The sequence below is a fragment of the Brevibacillus reuszeri genome (genome assembly GCF_001187725.1).
Classification (GTDB): domain Bacteria; phylum Bacillota; class Bacilli; order Brevibacillales; family Brevibacillaceae; genus Brevibacillus; species Brevibacillus reuszeri.
The window spans coordinates 976,024-993,968 of the sequence record NZ_LGIQ01000009.1; the positions used below are offsets into that span (position 1 = coordinate 976,024).

Sequence of the window (17,945 nt, forward strand, 5' to 3'; positions counted from 1 at the left end):
AAACCCCCTTGGAAAAAGCTCGATCCCAAGGGGGTTTACCTTTTTACTCGGAATGGTAATTATGAACGCTTGGAAGGAATGGCTGTCAATAAAGCCGGTGGTTGTTTCCCCTCAAGTCCCATCACGAGATTTTCTGCAGCAAAACGGGCCATCGCAAGTCTCGTCTCAGCAGTCGCCGAGCCAATATGCGGCAGCGTAACCACATTGGGCATCGAGAGAAGTGGATGATCTGGACTCACCGGTTCTTGTACAAACACATCTGTACCTGCTGCCAAAATCTTTCCTTCTTGCAACGCCTCTACCAAAGCTTCCTCATCAACCGTTGCTCCCCGTGAACCATTTACAAAAATCGCGGTCTTTTTCATGAGAGCGAATTCTTTTTCGCCAATTAAATTTTGTGTCTCAGGCGTCAACGGAACCATCAAGCAAATAAAATCGGCATCCTGGCACAATTTCTCCAGAGAGCAATAGGTAGCCTGATAGGTACGCTCTACCTCTTCGTTGCGCGAGCGATTGTGGTAAAGAATGTTCATGCCAAATCCAAAATGAGCCCGCTTGGCAATGGCCGCACCGATTCTTCCCATCCCGATTATCCCGAGGGTTTTGTGGTGCATATCGACCCCAAAATGGGTCGGGGTTAAATTTGCCGTCCACTCCCCTGCTTTCACGTAATGATCAAGCTCAGGTATTCTGCGGGCGACTGCCAGCATTAAACCAATCATCGTGTCCGCAACCGTTTCATTTAAGACATCCGGTGTGTTTGTCGCCATAACGCCTCTACTGTTTAGCGCAGCTAAATCCAAATTATCATAGCCAACGGAAATATTGCTCACAATTTTTAATTGTGGTGCTCTTTCCAGCAATTCCTCATCTACTTTTAATCCCGCACCGAAGAGTCCTTCTGCTGTCTTTAACTCCTCATAAAAAGAAGCGGATGTATTGTCGTCCATATTTTCAAAATAAACAACCTCGCAAGCATCACGTACATATTCCAGAATGACCGGCTCTACTTTTTTATAAATAATCACTTTTGGTTTCATGTGTACTCATCCTCGCTTTCGAAGTAAAAAGACCAACGAACCTAATGATTCGCTGGTCTTCTATCCAGTTCGGAAAGAAAGGATGCAATTCCTGCTTTCTGGCAAAAGAATTACGACTCCCCACCTGGAGTATCGCTTTTTGTCTCTACAGCCTGCACCGCTTCATCGGATGCTGGCTTTTTTTCTGGATTCACATGCTGTTCTGCTTGTTCCGGTCGAACAGACTTGGCAAGAAGCGCTGCATAAGCCTCCGAGCCCTCACGCTTCAAGTGAACGCCATCGTTATAGAAATACGAACTTTTCCCTGCACTCGCTGCATACCAGTCGATCAAGCTTGTGTGGGGGTAAGCAGCGGCAACCTCCGCCAAGGTCGCATTCACAACACTTTCCCACGGCTTCGGTACACGAGTGTTCACGAGTATGATTTGATCAGCACCATCCAGCGATTGCAGCAGCTTCTCCAGCTGTTTTTTGCTGAAGGCCCCATTGGTACCAAGCTCAATGATGATTCGATTTCCGAGCAAGCCCTTTGCTTTGAGCTGTTCTACCAGCTCTGGAGCCTGTGACATCTGTCTGCCGATTTTGGCATCGATCACGATTCCCGGCAAAAGCTTTTCCAGATGCGGAGCCACATCCAGCATCACCGAGTCTCCTAATGCCGTAATCCCTTTACCAGAGCTAACTGCAGCCTCCTCAGGGCGTACTGCCTGGTCCTGTTTCCCGGAATTGGTTGTATCTTGTGGATTTGCACCATCGGAGGCATCAGGATGATTCGCATTCGCCGTACTCTGTGCTTGATCTGGTTCTGATTTTCCTTGGGTTGGTTTTTCCGTTTTTGCAGGTGTTGTCGCCGTTTCATTCGTTTTAACGGGTGCAGAAGGCTTTTTCCCTGTTTCGGGCTTGCTAGCTGGTGGAACGATAGGACCATGTGGACCAAGCCCAGCATCGAACTGACTGTCGTTTTTCCCTTGCTCTTCTGGCAATTGTGCCAAGCCAGAGGATTGCGCGGATTCCATTGCTTCTGAATCCGTTTGTGGCTGGCTGGCTGTAGCATCGGAGCGGAGGGATGCAACACCGAAATACGTCACACACAAAATGATCGCGCACCCTGATGCGATCCATCGTGTATATCGCTTGGACTGCTGGCCTTGTTTTACAGGACGCAGCTTTGCCCAAACCTTGCCCAAGGCACCGCGTCGAATCGGTTCTTCGATATACTTCCAGGAGAGTGCTGCAAGGACGAGCGTCGCGGTCAATTGAAGAATAGCGCGTGTGATTTGGCTCCATTCACTTTGTTCAACCGTTGGGGTAGTCAAAACGATAATCGGATAGTGCCATAAATAGATGGCGTACGAGCGTACACCGAGCCAGCGGAGCGGCTTGCATCCCATCCACTTGGCAAAATGACTCGCTGGATGCGCAAGCACAGCCACTACAACAGCGCTCACGACAGACAGCAGGACTAATCCTCCTTGGTATAAAAAATCATCATATTGATTCGTTTTCCAAATCCCATAGAGCAGGATAGCAAGACCGAGAAATCCTGTGGCATCAAGGGTAATGCGAGCTTTCGCAGATATATCGGGGGATAGTTTTCGACTGGGCCATACCATTGCCAGCACCGCACCAATCAGAAGGGCAAAAACCCGTGTATCCGTTCCGTAATAGACCCGACTTGGATCTAGACCTGGTTCATAGAGGAATGCCATCGCCAGCGCGGAAATGGCAGCTGCTAGCAGTGTGAGAACGATAAGTGGACCGCGACGTTTCACGAAATGCAAACCGAAGGCTAGGAGCAGTGGCCAGAACAAATAAAATTGCTCCTCAACGGCAAGCGACCACAAATGCCCGAGTGGAGAAGGCGGACCAAATTTTTGAAAATAGGAGACATCCTGAAAAATCAGCCACCAGTTACTGACATACAAAATGGCAGCGGGAACATCTCCGCGTACACTCGACATTTGAGCGGGAGAGAAAATGGCAGCCCATGCCACGACGAGCATCAAGAGCAGCAGTAATGCCGGCAGCAGCCGACGTGCTCTTCGTATCCAAAAGTCCTTCATGTCGAGGCGACCATGACGAGTCCACTGAGCAATGAGCAAATCGGTAATCAGATATCCCGAGAGGACAAAGAAAATACCTACGCCCAAAAGTCCTCCAGGCGCCCAGTTGTAATTCAGATGATAGACGATTACGGCAAGTACCGCCAGAGCTCTCAGTCCGTCTATTCCAGCCATGTAGCGGCTGGAGCCTTTGAGTGGTTCAGGCATCGTGACGGCCTCCTCTGCTCTTTGCTTGGCGATTCTTACTTGTTTTGTTGCCATGTGTTGCTCTTCGTTGTTGGTGATCCCAGGTGTGATTGCTTTGTTTGATTACCGTACTCGTCATGCAGTTCATCTGCATACTCCCCTTTTACTTCTGTTCTGTTTTCCTTTTGTTGGTGGACGGGGGCAGCCTATACACATCGGGAAATGCGTGCTGAATGAATGCAAAAACCCCTGATTTCCAAGAAGAGGAAGAAAACGGGGTTGGTCTCGTTCATAATCTTTATGGATGATGAATTATTCCAAACATCGTGGCCCGTATTCAGGATGTGAATAACTACTCACAGTCAAATCTTTTTCGTTCTCCTTCTTACCTTATGTATACTGCATCGCCTCATTCCTGCCCGGTATGTAAAAGAAATGCTCCGGACTTTGCCAGGTCCATCACATTTATGATCCGAACCTCGTGTATCCTGATTATAAGACGCTTCAGAGGGGAAACGCGTTACAAATTGTTTACAATTTCACACGGATTTTTTCCCGGAAAATCTCACCAAAAAAAGAAGGAGCTACTGGCTTTGATCATCTGCCAAATAGCTCCCTTTATTTATTGAAGAAAATCCATTTTACGGAAAAACCTATCCGCTATGTCAGGTGCTTATACGTGATGGGTAAATAAATAATTTAAGAAAAGTCCACCGCTGACCACAGCGATTACCATACAAACAATCCCGCTGCGCACACGTTGAGAAACGAGTCGCATAAATCCAAGACAAAAGAAAACACCAGTTACCAGAAAATAGGAGATTCCAACCCAAAACAAACTCCACGGCAAGTTGGCAAAATCGATGTTACCCACTCCTGAACACCTTCCCCGTTTGATTCTACTATTCATTCTTTCTTGTATGAACTCTTATTATAACATCAAGATATTCGGTAGATACCAGTTTGTGGCGAACGTAACAGAAGTGTCATACCTATCCAGGCTCTATCTTACATCAACGTATCAACAGGCTCTTCATTCCACTCTACCCCATCCGGGAAGATCGCTTTCACATGATTGCGCAGCTTTTCACCTTGATGCAGCTCTGGACTAAAGATCGTAACGATCCCGCTGTCCTCTCTCGTGCGAATTAGCCTACCAATCCCCTGACGGAGACGAAGCAGCATATACGGCAAATCTACCTCTTCAAAAGCAGAAGCGGCCCCTTTTCGCTTTGCAGTAAACACAGGATCATTTGGCGGGAATGGCAAAGACCAGATAATCACATTTGAGAGAGAAGGTCCAGGTACATCGAGCCCTTCCCATAAGCTGACTGCACAGAGGCTAGTCTTTTCATCGTTTTGAAAGCAAGAGATCAAATGACTGATTTCCTGATCGCCCTCAAACAAGAATGGCAGATGCGAACACTCCGAGTAAGAGGAGATGGCCTGTTTGAACTGCTTCATTTCTTCCATTGACGAAAACAGCAGCAATGCCTTCCCTTCTGTTTCATTGAGTCGTTTGACTGTACTGCTCATTTTTTCATGGAAAAGATCATCGCTGGACAGCCTAGGCACAAATGCTTTCATTTGCTCTGCATATTCGTATGGCGATGGGACAGAGAAAGAAAGATATTTTTCAATCCCCAAGCTATCAGCAACAAAATCGAATCCGCCTTCAACAGACAAAGTTGCAGAAGAAAAGATGATCGGCATGCTTTGGGAGAAAACACGCTCACGCAGGATTTCCTGAACCATTCTTGGCATGACAATTAGTGTCGGTCCGGTTACTTCTTCCGTCATCCACGAAATGACGTGTCCAGGGTCCTGGAACAAACGAAGCGCCAGCTGCATCATTTCCAAATGCTCGCCGACAATCCGCAGCTGGAATTCATCCAGTGTATAGAGACCGCTTTCAAGGGCCAGCTCTTCCTCGATCCAATCGACAAGACTGGTAAAGCGGTGAATCGCTTGAAGAAGCTCTGGATGAAATTGAATCTCTTTGCGATTGGAGCCGACTACTGCCTTACTCTCTTCATCCAAACGAGCAAACAGCTCTTCACTTTGGGCGATAGCCTCTTCAATTGCTACAGCTAGCGATTCCCGAATTTCTCCTTTGAGCAAGCGAGTAATGATCTCTTCGAACACCGTATGGTTCAGCTTATACGTCAAGGCCTTTTGCGCAGCAGGCTCAAGCAGATGGCCCTCATCAAAAATAACCGAGCTGTGCGGAGGTAGCAAAGGTAGCTGCCCACCCCGTTTTCGCGTTTCATAGGTCCACACATGCTCCATGTAAAAATCATGCGAGCAAATAATCAGATCTGCCGATTGGCGATAATGATTTCTGGATAAAGTCTGTCCACAGCGATGCTGCTTCTCACAGGAAAAACAATCTTGAAACGAATCCCAATTCATTTTAGCCCATTGCTCGTCATCCAAATCCGGGTAGGTGCTCCGATCCCCATATGGATAAAAGGATTGAAGAGCTTCATGCGTGTGTACAAAGGAAGGCAGCCCCACATAAATCTCTTGATAGGCCTCCCCCTCGTCGAGTTGGTATCTGGCCTCATCCAGCTTTTTCAGGCAGACGTATTGGTCCGGAGATTTCCCCAGTCGCGCATCAATCGTCAGGTTCAAATGTCGTGCAAGCTTGGCAATGTCCCCTTCCGGCTTGACCAGCTGCTCAATCAATGACTCATTGGCACAGGCAATAATCGCAGGCTTCCTCGTATAACGAGCATAACAGACCGCATATAGCAAATAGGCAAGGGTTTTTCCTGTACCGACTCCCGCCTCGGCAAAAATCGTTTGTTTTTCGGCAAAAGCGCGTTCAAGCTGAAAAGCCATGTAGATTTGCTCATCTCTGACTTCAAATCCCGCCTCAGGCAAAATCTCATAAAATACGTCCGCTACCCAATCGCTCACTTGTGAAATGAATGGTTGTGACGGTTCGTACGCAAAAGGATACCGTTCCACTTCTGTCCTGCCTCCAATTAATGAAAAGAATCATCGATGGTTATACCAACATTTAATGATGACATGTCCTAGCAATAAACACAATATGCGGCCTTCAAAAAAAGCACGCTAGCGTTAAATTTATAGAAAGATAAGCTTTCTTGTAGAATCGTGGTAAGATGAAAGAGAAGAGATACATACCCGAAGTTTCTAGTAGGAGTGATTGTCCAATGGAAAAAGTCATGTTTATCGAAATCGGAATGGGGATTGATCTGCACGGTCAAAACGTGACCAAAGCAGCTGTTCGTGCTGTGCAAAATGCCATTCATCATAACTCGATGCCAGGTTTGCGTTCCGTTCTCCCTGGCAATGACATCCATAATATGAAAGTCCATGTGCGATTGGCTGTCCCAGCAGACAAGGACAAGCTTGATCTGGAAACGGTACGCACAGAATTGCCATATGGAACGGTTTCGTTTGAAGTGATCGACGGCGGGATGTTAACCAGCAGCGGTGTCGTCATTGCTGAAAAAGAGGATAAAAACGATCTGGCCTATGTGGTCATCGCATCCGTAGAGGTAGGCTACTAATCCAGTATTCCTGCGCTTTCACAAAAGAAAATACCTCCTATTCAGCGTACATTGCACTACGACTGATAGGAGGTATTTTTTGGGCATCATCCTTATTCCTCGCTCTCACTTGCTCGAAGATGCTGATACTGGGCAAGATCAATCTCCCCTTCCGCAGATACCGCGACTCCTTCACCCTCCAGGTACATTTTTTGCAACAGGAATGATTCATCATCCATCAGTCCGATTCTCCCTTTGGCATTGATGACCCGGTGCCAGGGCAGCTTGTGCTTTTTACTCATCGAATGGAGGATGCGAACGATTTGTCTTGCTCCCCGAGGGCTTCCCGCCAGTGCTGCAATTTGTCCATAGGTCATGACCCTTCCTTCAGGGATGCCAGCTATAATCGAGATTGCTCTTTCCGTAAACGGTCTCATGTGTGCTTTTGTGACACTCCTTACCCTGCTTGCGAAAAGGCGTGGGAGCTTGTGACGCGTTTAGCATCACAAGCCCCCTCCCTCAAGTCCAAAGCATTGTTTATGATGTGAGTTTAAAACAGTTTTTCCAATTCATCAACCAGGCTGCCTACATACGCCACGGCATCGCGAATCGGTTGCGGATCTGCCATGTCGACACCAGCCAGCTGCATCAATTCCAATGGTGTTTTTGTTCCGCCCGCCTTCAAAGCTTCCAGCCAACGATCTACCGCAGGCTGTCCTTCTTTCTGGATGCTCGCTGCCATCGCGGTAGAGGCAGTCAGACCCGCTGCATACGTGTATGGATACAAGCCCATGTAGTAGTGTGGTTGACGCATCCAGGTAAGACTAGCTGCCTGGTCAAGATCCACTGCATCTCCCCAGAAGTCGGCAAGAACTTGACCTTTCCATTCAGACAGCTTCTTCGCCGTCAAAGGAACATCTTGCTGGGCAGCTTCATATACTTTACGCTGCATTCTCGCTTCAAGTAAATGAGTAACAAAATTATGGTAGTACGTATTCATGAGCTGCAGAATTACCCAACGCTTCAAGCGAGGATCGTCTGATTGCTGTACGATATGCTGGGCCAGCAAGAGCTCATTGATCGTTGAAGGCGCTTCGATAAAATACAAGGAAGGACGAGCATTCGTATACGTCTGATTACGGCCAGCCAGCGTGAAGTGACCGCAATGTCCAAGCTCATGCGCAAGTGTAAACGCACTGCGCATATTGCCTGACCATGTAATCAGGATGTAGGAGTGGTTGCTGTATGGTGTAGAGCAAAATGCGCCAGTGGACTTACCTACGTTGTCTACATAGTCAATCCAGCGTTCATTCAGTGCTTCTTCCATGATTTCTGCATATTCTGGCCCCATTACTTGCAAAGCTGCCTTGATCGTACGACCTGCTTCCTCAACCGTAACAGGCGGGCTGAACTCAGGATCAAGCGGTGCCTTCAAATCGCAGAATGAAAGCTTCTCCAGCCCCAGTTCTTTTGCTTTCAGCTTTGCAAAGCGGCGCATGTGCGGAGCCAGCTCAGTGCCGATGATGTCCAAAATGTTATGGTACATCTCCAATGTAACCTGCTGTGGATGCAGGAGCATCTCGGTAACAGACTCGAAGCCGCGCAATCTTGACATGACCGTCTGTTTTTTCACTTCTGTCGCGTACACTGCTGCAAAGGAATTCTGATAGGATGAAAGCGTACGGGAGAAAGACTCGAAAGCAGATCTGCGCAGCTTTGTATCAGAAGACATTTCGTAGTCAGATTCGAACAAAGCGAAAGAAACAGGATTCTCCACCCCATTGCTGTCTGTCACGGATTCAAAGGACATATCCGAGAGCTTTCCGCGCTGATAAATGGTATACGGTGCTGCAAAGACCTCACCCAATGCTGCCAAAGCTGCTTCTGTATCTGCACTGAGACGGTATGGTTTGGTTTCTAGCAAGTCAGATAAGTGTTTACGGAATGGCTCCAAACCAGGCTCTTCCTGCAAATATTTCTCAATTGTTCCTTCTGGCAGATCTAGTATCTCTGATGGAATAAAGGAAAGCGATGCATTGAGATGAGAAACCATATCCCCTACGCGAGCAGAGTTCGCCTGGTTTTGTGGATTAGTCCCGTCTTCTGACGTCCGCAGACTTGCGTAAGACGCTACGAGCTGCGCACGAATCGTGATAGCTTCTTTGGCTTCGAGGCAAGCCAGCAATGTTTCAGCACCCGTATGTAGTTGACCCTGAAACGCGGTAACTACTGGCAGATGACTTACAATGTCAGTAAGCTCTGCTTCCCACGCTTCTTGACTTTCAAACAAATCGTTTAAATTCCATGTTAACGCTACATCGACTTGATCACGTGACTTTCTTGTTTTCACTGTTTGTGCCTCCCTCAGTAGTTCAATAAAATGATTTCTATTATTAAAGTTTGATTCTCTTTTGAATTTTCCTCTAATTCTCAAAAATAAAAGAATCTTTTATTATTTTTTTGTAAACGATTAGATAATATCAAGAACATTGTTACTATTTACACATTTCGACTGATTCATACACTCCCTATCATCGATAAGCGCGAAATTCCCTATGATCTGTCTACTTCTGCGCTTTCCTAGGAAATTGAAAAATAAGTAGCAAGTATTTCCAGACAAATAGATATAATAGAGAAAGAATGTTGTTTTGTAATGGATGAGGAGGTTAATGCCATGTCTTTTGATCTTTATTTTGAACGTTATGCCGAGCTTGCTGTTAAAATTGGGGTAAATGTTCAGCCAATGCAAACGCTCGTCATCACTGCCCCTATTTCTACTGCACCGTTCGTAAGAGCTGTCGCGAAAAAGGCGTATGAAGCAGGAGCGAAGCACGTCGTCATGGATTGGACCGACGATGAATTGACACGCCTGAAATTCGATCTGGCTCCAGACGAGGCTTTTGCCGAATACCCTCTATGGAAAGCAAAAGGGCTGGAAGAAATGGCTGAGAACGGTGCTGCCTTCTTGTACGTAACTGCATCCAATCCTGACCTGCTAAAAGGGGTAGCGCTAGAGCGAATCTCTGCCTCCAATAAAGCAGCTGGACAAGCCTTGAATACACTCAGAAACTACACCATGTCTGATAAAGTAAGCTGGTGCGTCCTCGCTGTCCCTTCAGTGCAATGGGCTTCGATGGTGTTTCCAAACCTTCCTGCCGAGGAACAGGAAGCAGCACTGTGGGATGCCATTTTCCGGGCAACCCGCGCCGACATGGATGACCCTGTGAAGGCATGGCATGACCATCATGCAGCGCTGAACAGCAAGGTAGATTTGCTAAATGAAAAGCAATACCGATACCTGCACTACACAGCTCCTGGAACGGAATTGACGATTGAGCTCCCTCCCAAGCACATATGGATTGGCGGCGGCGGACATAACGAAAACGGTGTCTTCTTCATGGCCAACATGCCGACGGAGGAAGTGTTCACTGCACCGCTCAAAAACGGTGTAAACGGAACCGTTTCCAGCACCAAGCCGCTTAGCTATCACGGTAATCTGATTGAAGATTTCACACTGACCTTTAAAAACGGCAAAATTGTGGAAGCAACAGCAAAAAAAGGCGAGGACTCTCTCAAGCAATTGATCGAGACGGACGAGGGCTCTCATTACTTGGGTGAAGTTGCTTTGGTTCCTCACCTCTCGCCCATTTCGCAATCCAATATCATTTTTTTCAACACGTTGTTTGATGAAAATGCCTCCAACCATCTGGCAATTGGCAACGCGTACTCCGTCAATATCGAGAATGGCGCCAAGATGAGCAATGAAGAGCTGGAGCAATACGGGATCAATACGAGCTTGACTCATGTTGATTTCATGATTGGTTCTGCTGAGATGGATATCGATGGAGAAACGGCCGAGGGAAGCCGTGAGCCTATTTTCCGCAAGGGCAATTGGGCATAGTGGACAGTAAAGGAGAGGGAACCGCCCCTCTTCTTTTTTTCATGTGATGAAAGTAAATAGGATCATGCAGGCATGCCAAAGGCTCTGCCATCCGCGAAACTTGGCAGAGCTGTTTGTTAACCCTTAATCATTACTGAGAAATGATCGGATAAAGATGGCCTTGCAGAGCAAACGAGGCCTTCCCCGTCTCCTCAGAGACAACGATAATCAAGGCATCACTGACTTCACTCAGTCCAATAGCAGCACGATGGCGAGTGCCGAGCTTTTTCTCCCCAACCACGACCTGTGACAGTGGAAGTACATTTGCGGCCGAGATGATCTGGTTTTGCCGAACGAGCACCGCTCCATCATGAAGCGGGCCACCCGGAAAAAAGATCGATTCTAACAAGGAATGACTGAGCAATGCTCCGATTGGAATCCCCGCTTGTAAAAGAGTGCCCAAGGAATCAGTTCGTTCAATCACGATTAGAGCCCCTTGTCTTTTCTCTGCTAAGTGCTGGACAGCAACCGAAACATCCACGTATTTTTCCGTGTACGGTGCTAAATAGCATTGCAAATAGAAGGAGGCGGCGACTGTTTCCAATCTGTTGAATCTGCCTCTGATCTTTTCGAAGGTACCGAGAAGACATCCGCCTTCGTGTGCCAGAGCGTCTATGCTTTCTTCCATTGCTTTTGAAATCGCAACTAATTCTTCTCGTAGCTCCTGCTTCAATAGCGATGTATCACAATTCACATGCTCCATGGAAACCCCTCAATCACCAAATTGTTTACAGAACTCCCCTTACGGTTAAGTGTTCCCATCTGGTGACAAAAGCATCCGAAGCATGTCACACTTGAATAAACTCCACTTAGTGTGAGCCAACAGCCAGAACGGATATTTGCGCAGCTGTCAGTGCCTGGTGAATGTGCCCGGCAAATTTTAGCGCATGGACCCCGTCCCCATGAATACAAATGGTATCTGCGGTAATAGCTACGTCAATTCCTTGCTGGGATAAAACGAGACCCTCTTTCACCATTCGCACGACCTGTGAGATCGACTGCTCGTGATTCGTAATCATGGCATTCGGGAGATTTCTTGAAGTAAGCGTCCCATCCTTTTGATAAGTCCGATCGGCAAATACCTCATGAGCTGTACGCAAGCCTATTTTTAGACCTGCCTTGATCAGCTCGCTTCCCGCCAGTCCATACAAAATCAGTTCGGGGTTGACTCGATACACCGCTTCTGCGATCGCATCCGCCAGTGCGGGTCTTGTGGCAGCCATGTTATAGAAAGCGCCGTGCGGCTTGACATGCTGCATCACTCCGCCCTCCGAATGAACAAAGGCTTGCAGCGCGCCTATCTGATACACGACGATATCGTAGGCTTCTTCAGCTGACAGCTCCATATTTCTGCGTCCAAACCCGATCAGATCAGGGAATCCGGGATGTGCTCCGATGGCTACTCCTGCCTCCAAAGCCATACGTACCGTCTTTTTCATGGTGGCAGGATCTCCAGCATGGTAGCCACAGGCGATATTGGCTGAGCTGATGTAGTTCAATATCTTTTTGTCATTTCCCAACTGGTAAGCGCCAAAGCTCTCTCCCATGTCACAGTTGATGTCTACGGACTTCATCGTTTTACCTCCAGCCCACATTCATTTCCATCCCCAGTTGAATCTGTCTCATCCACTTCTCTCTTTCATAGAGCGCAGTCTGTGCATCACGCAGTGAGATTTCTACAAATCGAACCGTTTCACCTGGTCGCAATTGTGCAATGACAGGCAGATCGATACTCGCTACGTAACCAATTTTGGGGTAGCCACCAATGGTTTGTCGATCCGCCATGAGGATAATTGGTTGACCGTCAGGCGGCACCTGTATCGTCCCAGCAGTAACGGCAGCGGAAATCAGTTCGTTTGGAGTCGTTTGAGAAAGCGTTGGTCCCGTTAATCGATATCCCATCCGATCTGAGCGTGGAGAAACTTGAAAAGCTTGACTAAAAAAGCTGTGCCTGCTTTCGGCTGTGAAATCCTCAAACTGATCTCCGCGGATGACACGTACCACAGCTTCTTTCGAACTTATCGCATGAGATTCTGCAGAAATGAACCATTTCATATGGGAATAGGGGGCTGTGCCCGCCTTTTTTTTCAATTGTTGTGCGAGAAAAAGACTAAATGGACCTGGGATATGATGGCTGAGCGTATCGCCAGCCCTCAGCATCCTTCCCTCGTAGCCCCCGAAGCCTGCCCGCAGGTTGGTGCTCCGACTCCCCATGACAAGTGGAACGTCCCAGCCACCCGCAACCGCCAAATATGCGCGGCAGCCTTTTTGGGCCTGCCCAAACTGTATGGTAGTCCCGCCTTTCATCCATACAGGGCGATTTAAGGCGATCTGCTCGTCGCCGATCATGGGACGAAAATCTCCACCACAAATTGCGATCATCATATCTTTTTGAAACACCAAGGTTGGACCCTTTATCGTGATCTCAAGAACTGCATCAGTAGACTTGTTGCCGACTAACAGATTAGCCATTTGCAAAGCCAATTCGTCCATCGCTCCACCTACATTGACACCGTGCTGTTGATATCCATATCTGCCGCGATCTTGCACAGTTGTACTAAGTCCGGGCGAAATGACTTCTATACTCACGAAGACACCTTCTTCCTCTCCTCGTATTCCCGTTCGGAAATAGGATGGAAGCGAATCTTGTCACCTGAGCGCAAGAAGCTCGGGGAGTTTTCGTCTGGCTGAAACAAGCTTTGTGGTGTTCTCCCTATGATTTGCCATCCACCAGGGCTTTCAATCGAATAAATCCCTGTTTGCGAACCCCCAATCCCAACACTCCCCATTGGTATAGAAAGCCGTGGTGAAGAACGTCTTGGTGTTGAGAGCCGCTCATCCATTCCCCCTAAATACGGAAAACCGGGAGCAAATCCGATCATGTAGACCAGGTACTCTGCTGAAGCATGAATGGCGATGACCTCTTCGCTCGTGATACCGTTATGCTGTGCGACTACTTCCAAATCCGGTCCAAAGCTACCGCCATAGCAAACCGGAATTTCTACGAGTCTAGCCTCTCTCGCGTACCTTTCTGGAAGCTGTTCAGACATTTTCTTGAGAATTGCGAGGACATGCTCGTAAGGTATGACATCACTACCAGGGTCAGAGAGAAGGATGGGATTATAATAGACCGTTACCGTAGTAAAGCCTGGTACGAATTCTACCATTCCGGGGAAAGGATTCTTCTGAAGGCACTCAGAAAACGTTACGACCTTCTCATGTGTCGTTTGATCAATGACGTCCCCTAGTTTGACAATGACACCCGAATCCCCAAGAGGAGAGAATTCATGGTTAGGCAACATTTCCCCCTCCATTTCGATTATCGGTACTGTCACGTTACTTGGTTAGAAAAGAAAAGAGGAGCTACACTCCTCTGGATCAACTGATCTGTCCACCACTTACGACCATATCTTGCTCATGGGAAATGGCAGCCTCGATGGCCAAACGCAAGCCCTTTACAATCGTTTCCAGCGCCATGCTTGGTTGTCCCGATTGTCTGGCAGCTTGTTCAGGAAGGTATGGGATATGGATGAACCCTCCACGAATCGATGATTGATGCTCCGCAACGTAATGCATCAAGCCATAGAACAGATGGTTACAAACATACGTACCAGCCGTCTGTGAAATGGAAGCGGGAATTCCCTGCTGTTGCAAGTCATGAACCATCGACTTGATCGGAAGTGTCGACCAGTAGGCAACTGGTCCATTCTCCACAATCGCCTTATCGATTGGCTGATTTCCTTCATTATCCGCAATTCGTGCATCATTTACATTGATTGCGACGCGTTCGATGGAAAGATCACCACGCCCACCAGCTTGACCGATGCACAATACGATATCCGGCTTTGTCTCCTCAATCGCTTCATAGAGCTTCTCGATGGACTTCCCAAAAACCGTAGGAATTTGTCGTACCTCCACCTTGTATTGCTCTGACTCGATTTTCGCCAGCTCTTTTACCGACTCCCAAGCTGGATTGATACTCTCACCCCCAAACGGGTCAAACCCGGTTACAAGAACGGTTGTCATGACATTTCTCCTCCTATCTGTATGGGGCGCATCCGTTTCATGTGGATGCTATTTTGTTCATTTTGACGTAAAACAACTTGCGGACAAGCTGCCACACTGCCAAGTACAGCCCGGTTAAACACCTTATGTGTCTCTATGCAATCGAGCAGTGCCGTACCCTCTACCGTTTCATCTGCTGCCTCCGTAATCAAGTCAAGCGTTACCCACTGTGGAAAACGCGAAACCAGGGAAGTCGACGACTGATCAGGCTTCGTCGGCCAGCGATAAAATAACAACTCATGATCGTCTGGCAATGGGAAAATGGACGGCTCCCAATTATGTCCATATCGTCTATAGCGTTCCACATAATGCTTGTTTTTGTTCCACAACTGCAGATTTTCCCGCATGCCATCCTCGGTTGCCCTCTGGATCGTATCAAGAGCCAGTGCATGTTGAGGATAAACAGCTCGATCCAGCTCGCGACCGATTCCATAGAAAAGCGATATCGGAACCCAATAAGATACAGGGAATCGCGGTGGACTGTTGTACCCTGCAAAAGGCTGCGTCCATTCATGTGATGGAATTCCGTGATCATCAATAATGACATCAGGCATCCAGCGATAAAATAACAGGGGAACGACCCGTGATTCACCAAAAATACTCGGTTTAAAGCGATGATTCGTGTACTCCAGACCCACTGCATTATAGCGGGCAGCGTGATGCTTCCAAAACGGGTTGTCTTTTACCAGCTCCTGATGTAGTGCGATCCCATCCGGATTGGCAAAAGGAATCACGACCAGATTGAAACGAGTCAACCACTCCGCTTTTTCAGTAACCACTTCTTTTACGAGCTCACGGAGGGCAGGCATACTAGACACCTCGTTCGGATGGTGCCCCGCTTCAATCAGCACAGTCGGCTTGTATAAAGTCAGCTTGTGCGTCGACACATACGAGGAAACAGGTGGTGTTGTGACCTCCACCGTATAAATCGGTCGACCTTCAAACGATTTTTCGACTTCCCAAATATGGACAGAGGGATGTGCAGCGAGTTCTGCCCAATCAGCAATGACTGGAGCTTCCTTTGGCTCAGCCGGTGGAATCTCCCTCTCTTCGACCTTGCTTACCGTATTATTTGCCAGCAATAGGCGAGCATGTACAGGATGTGCTTGTTGCTCCTTAAAGTACAAATGAGTGGTGGCTACCGTGAGTGCTTGCTTCTCTTGATATTCCTTTACACGAATTGTCGCTTTTGGAGAAATACCCGTTTCAACTTGCACGAATGGACGGACAGCTCCCGGAGAGTTCCATGCCACACCAGTTTCTCTTTCACCCAGATAGGCATAGTAATCCAGCGTATAAAAGTAGATGTCCTCATGCAAGGCTTCCAGAGACGATATGGTTTCTTCATCAATGTCGAGTCGCTCTTCTTGCTCACTCATTACCACATTGACATCAATAGAGTAAAACAGTGGGACATCTCCTCGGTATGGCTCCTTTTGCTTTTTCAGGAGTGCCTCCGTTAACTCAGGCAAAAATTGCTGGGTATAAAATTGCCAAAATCTTTCACGATCTGTAGGGATAGCATACTCGTATACAGTCCCGCCAGCGTTGATCGCAAGACCAGACGTCGTCGGATACGCTCGTTTCACTTGATCGGCGTACGGAACAGCAGATACGGGTACATCCAGTTGCCAGGTTCCCAGCAATTCCTCATTTTCTCCCCATACGTCCACTTGATAGGTCGTCGGCAGCAGTTCATTCATGACGAATGAAATGTGGGTCAAGGAAATGCCTAACTCTTTTGCGAGTAGCTGATCAACCGGGTACAGCTCTTGTAACCAGCGGTGCGATAGCTCCATCCCATCCCTGCGTGATTCTCGTTGAAAAGAGATAGCCACGTGCTCGATCTTCTTCCCGGAATGCTGCAAAAGTGGAAGAATCGTTTCCTTTACCCAGCACAGGCCTGGTTTGAAAGCGGAGTGAATCTGTACCTGATGTTCCCTTTGTGGGAACATACGAGAAATTAGCTGACTCCAGCTTCGTTCCAGCGCACGTCGAATCTCGCTGGGCTCGGACAAAAAGGCAGTAATCACAAGTGGAGAGACAGTTTTTTCCCCATCAGCCATTTGTTGTGCGAGCGATTCCACCTTTTCTTGAAAGAGTTGTTCGATTTCGCTTCTCTCGCCTTTATCGCTCCATGTTTTCTCTATAAAAAGCGGAAAATCCTGCTGTGCTTTGTCGCTTTCCGCTGTTTTCTCCCACTCTCCATACGTTCCACCTGTTTGGTATGGAGTTGCACTTCCGAAGTAATCCAGTGCCGAAACAACGGAACCTTCTTGCCCTGTGAAATGCATCACTCTGGCAGTAGCTTCACGCTCATCAGCCTTTATTTCGACCTCAGCTTGCGAGCTTATTTGATTTGGTTCGATGTGTAATGCAAATGTCAGCTCAGCTAATCGGTCGCATTCACCTGTAAGCGGAAAACGCAGCCCTGTAGAAGCCAGCCCAATGCGAGCTGCAAAGCGTGCAGCGGATGTCACCGATGCGCTTGTCGTCAAGCCTGAAAAGAAGACATCTGTCTGATTTGTAACATCGATACGCCCTGCCTGATAAAATCCGGCAGTCGTCCACAAGTCCGTGAGATTGTCGAGCGGCACCGGACGATTCTCTGATGACTTTGTTTCAGAAACAGCCGCATTGGCTGGTAAAATCTCGATTTGCTCGACTGCTTGTCCATCAGCTTCGGTGTACAGATGTACCATGCTAGAGCTGCATTTCAATGCTTTCATTTTGAATTGCGAAGCACCCGCAGGCCAACTCGCTGCCATCCAGCGCAAAATCCGCGAAAGACTAGCTTCACTTCCGCCTACGAAGTCGATCCGCTTCTTCTCCGAATGCAGCTGACAAGCTGCATCATCTAAACCGTATGCAGGATCAATAAAGATCGTGCACAACCAGTCTTCTTCATTCGTTGCTTTTGCTCCAGCAGGTGTATCTATCGCGTAAATCTGTGGTAAATCGAGCTCACTGGTTTCCAGCCCCAGGCGGGCACAGAAATCTATCAAGCCTTCTACCACAATGCCCGTTTGCTGAAAAAATGTAACAGACAAGCAATCAGCTATTCCATCCTGATTTTGATCGCCAATCAACCCTGCAGTCGTAAAGATGTCACGTAGTCCTTTCACCTGTC

Annotated in this window: 14 protein-coding genes; 2 read left to right on the top strand and 12 right to left on the bottom strand. The window is 47.8% G+C overall.

Annotated elements, in window-relative coordinates:
• Positions 1-59: 59 nt before the first annotated feature.
• The 4 genes from ADS79_RS18890 to ADS79_RS18900 all read right to left on the bottom strand — a co-directional run bounded on the left by ADS79_RS18890 (position 60) and on the right by ADS79_RS18900 (position 6,262).
• Positions 60-1,040 carry a 2-hydroxyacid dehydrogenase gene (locus ADS79_RS18890; RefSeq protein ID WP_049739941.1) on the bottom strand — a complete coding sequence of 327 codons (981 nt, stop codon included), beginning with the start codon at positions 1,038-1,040 and terminating at the stop codon, positions 60-62.
• A gap of 110 nt (positions 1,041-1,150) precedes the next feature.
• Positions 1,151-3,310 (bottom strand): acyltransferase family protein, encoded by a 2,160-nt coding sequence (locus tag ADS79_RS18895; RefSeq protein WP_084765993.1) that lies wholly within the window; start codon positions 3,308-3,310, stop codon positions 1,151-1,153.
• Between the two features lie 652 nt (positions 3,311-3,962).
• Positions 3,963-4,163 carry a hypothetical protein gene (locus ADS79_RS34530; protein WP_084765994.1) on the bottom strand — a complete coding sequence of 67 codons (201 nt, stop codon included), beginning with the start codon at positions 4,161-4,163 and terminating at the stop codon, positions 3,963-3,965.
• A 134-nt stretch (positions 4,164-4,297) separates the two neighbouring features.
• The gene (locus tag ADS79_RS18900) at positions 4,298-6,262 is read right to left on the bottom strand and encodes an ATP-dependent DNA helicase (protein ID WP_049739942.1); all 1,965 of its coding nucleotides are present in this window, start codon (positions 6,260-6,262) and stop codon (positions 4,298-4,300) included.
• 209 nt (positions 6,263-6,471) lie between these two features.
• Here ADS79_RS18900 and ADS79_RS18905 point away from each other — a divergent pair, with 209 nt between their 5' ends.
• Positions 6,472-6,831, top strand: a complete 360-nt coding sequence (locus tag ADS79_RS18905) for a Lin0512 family protein (protein ID WP_049739943.1) — start codon at positions 6,472-6,474, stop codon at positions 6,829-6,831.
• 92 nt (positions 6,832-6,923) lie between these two features.
• Here ADS79_RS18905 and ADS79_RS18910 read toward each other — a convergent pair whose 3' ends face one another.
• Positions 6,924-7,247, bottom strand: coding sequence for an MGMT family protein (locus ADS79_RS18910; protein WP_049739944.1), 324 nt, complete (start codon positions 7,245-7,247; stop codon positions 6,924-6,926).
• Positions 7,248-7,360: 113 nt separating this feature from the next.
• Positions 7,361-9,160, bottom strand: coding sequence for an oligoendopeptidase F (gene pepF / locus ADS79_RS18915; protein WP_049739945.1), 1,800 nt, complete (start codon positions 9,158-9,160; stop codon positions 7,361-7,363).
• Between the two features lie 324 nt (positions 9,161-9,484).
• Here pepF and ADS79_RS18920 point away from each other — a divergent pair, with 324 nt between their 5' ends.
• The gene (locus tag ADS79_RS18920) at positions 9,485-10,711 is read left to right on the top strand and encodes an aminopeptidase (protein WP_049739946.1); all 1,227 of its coding nucleotides are present in this window, start codon (positions 9,485-9,487) and stop codon (positions 10,709-10,711) included.
• Positions 10,712-10,841: 130 nt separating this feature from the next.
• Here ADS79_RS18920 and cdaS read toward each other — a convergent pair whose 3' ends face one another.
• The 6 genes from cdaS to ADS79_RS18950 all read right to left on the bottom strand — a co-directional run bounded on the left by cdaS (position 10,842) and on the right by ADS79_RS18950 (position 17,940).
• Positions 10,842-11,453 (bottom strand): sporulation-specific diadenylate cyclase CdaS, encoded by a 612-nt coding sequence (gene cdaS / locus ADS79_RS18925; RefSeq protein WP_049739947.1) that lies wholly within the window; start codon positions 11,451-11,453, stop codon positions 10,842-10,844.
• Between the two features lie 106 nt (positions 11,454-11,559).
• The gene (locus tag ADS79_RS18930) at positions 11,560-12,324 is read right to left on the bottom strand and encodes a LamB/YcsF family protein (RefSeq protein ID WP_049739948.1); all 765 of its coding nucleotides are present in this window, start codon (positions 12,322-12,324) and stop codon (positions 11,560-11,562) included.
• Positions 12,325-12,328: 4 nt separating this feature from the next.
• A complete protein-coding gene (locus ADS79_RS18935) occupies positions 12,329-13,339 on the bottom strand; it encodes a 5-oxoprolinase subunit C family protein (RefSeq protein ID WP_049739949.1) in 1,011 nt (336 codons plus the stop codon).
• Positions 13,336-14,052: a 5-oxoprolinase subunit PxpB gene (pxpB, locus tag ADS79_RS18940; protein ID WP_049739950.1), complete on the bottom strand. Its 717-nt coding sequence runs from the start codon at positions 14,050-14,052 to the stop codon at positions 13,336-13,338. Before pxpB ends, ADS79_RS18935 begins: the two co-directional genes overlap by 4 nt.
• Positions 14,053-14,128: 76 nt before the next feature.
• The gene (gene pcp / locus ADS79_RS18945; RefSeq protein WP_049739951.1) at positions 14,129-14,776 is read right to left on the bottom strand and encodes a pyroglutamyl-peptidase I; all 648 of its coding nucleotides are present in this window, start codon (positions 14,774-14,776) and stop codon (positions 14,129-14,131) included.
• Positions 14,773-17,940 (bottom strand): M14 family metallopeptidase, encoded by a 3,168-nt coding sequence (locus ADS79_RS18950; protein ID WP_236700037.1) that lies wholly within the window; start codon positions 17,938-17,940, stop codon positions 14,773-14,775. Before ADS79_RS18950 ends, pcp begins: the two co-directional genes overlap by 4 nt.
• Positions 17,941-17,945: the final 5 nt, after the last annotated feature.